1 protein-coding gene is annotated in these 915 nt (G+C 33.1%); it reads right to left on the bottom strand.

Annotated features, from left to right (window positions below; all coding sequences use genetic code 11):
* Positions 1-134 precede the first annotated feature (134 nt).
* Positions 135-878 (bottom strand): type IV secretion system protein, encoded by a 744-nt coding sequence (locus tag ACFIKQ_RS09020; RefSeq protein ID WP_375645193.1) that lies wholly within the window; start codon positions 876-878, stop codon positions 135-137.
* Positions 879-915 lie beyond the last annotated feature (37 nt).

The following is a 915-nucleotide window of genomic DNA, read 5'->3' as shown; positions in this document are numbered from 1 at the left end:
ATTACCTAAGTATTTGCATTACGATATCTTGGCTTTGATAAAATCTTTGTGCCTCTCTGAATTGTTCGGATAGTACTCAACCTTCTACATTGGCTTTTGTTTTTATGAAAAAAAAGCAAATGTTGTAAAGAGCTTTATTGGTTAGATCTTATTTCAGGCATACGTTTGTTGTAAGAGGCTATAATTTTGCTATACAATTTACGTTTTTGTATTTCGATAAGAGTCTCTTCGTCATCGCTTAAATTTCTGACCATTTGTAGCTTTGTATATTCATTTTGGATCATGGATGACATGGTCTTAATGCGTGTTTGTAGATCAAAAAGTTCTTTCAGATCTTTTGTGTTATTTATCTTATCTAAGAAATCTTTCACTTGTTTAAAGCGGTTCTCTATGTCTTTGAAAGTTTGTAAACTTACAGCTTTTTCGACAATCCCACTATATTTAAGACGTGTATTAATTATTTCGCGTATCTTATAATACGGCAATTTCTGGAAGCCGTCCTTTTTCTCTTCGAGAACAAGTTTACGAAAAAAATTTCTATAGTGCCCAGTAGATATGTTTTGGTAGCTTGTTTTTGTGTCTGGGTAGTCAAAAGGCGAAACTGGTATGAAAAAACTAAAATTGTCTCCTATTGCATGTGCTAGCATTTTAGGTCCTATTATAGACTGATGGATTTTTTTCGCGTTTTCGATCTGCTTTTCGGTTTCTTCAATTTGTTGTTTTAACAACGTAATAATTTCCAGGTAGTCTGCTTTTGAAAAAGGAATTTGAACAGTTGAGCCTTGAGTTCCAGAACCCCAACTAAAGTTAGACGTTAGAGTTAAATTTATCATTCCCAAAAGGGTAATCATTCCTGTTATAATAAGAATCTTTCTCATATACTTGCTCGCTTGATTTCGTCAGGGATTGTTTTAT

Source organism: Bartonella sp. MR63HLJHH (assembly GCF_042194155.1).
Lineage (GTDB): Bacteria > Pseudomonadota > Alphaproteobacteria > Rhizobiales > Rhizobiaceae > Bartonella > Bartonella grahamii.
The sequence above is the reverse complement of the archived record's forward strand: the minus strand, read 5'-3'. Positions and strand labels throughout refer to the sequence as shown.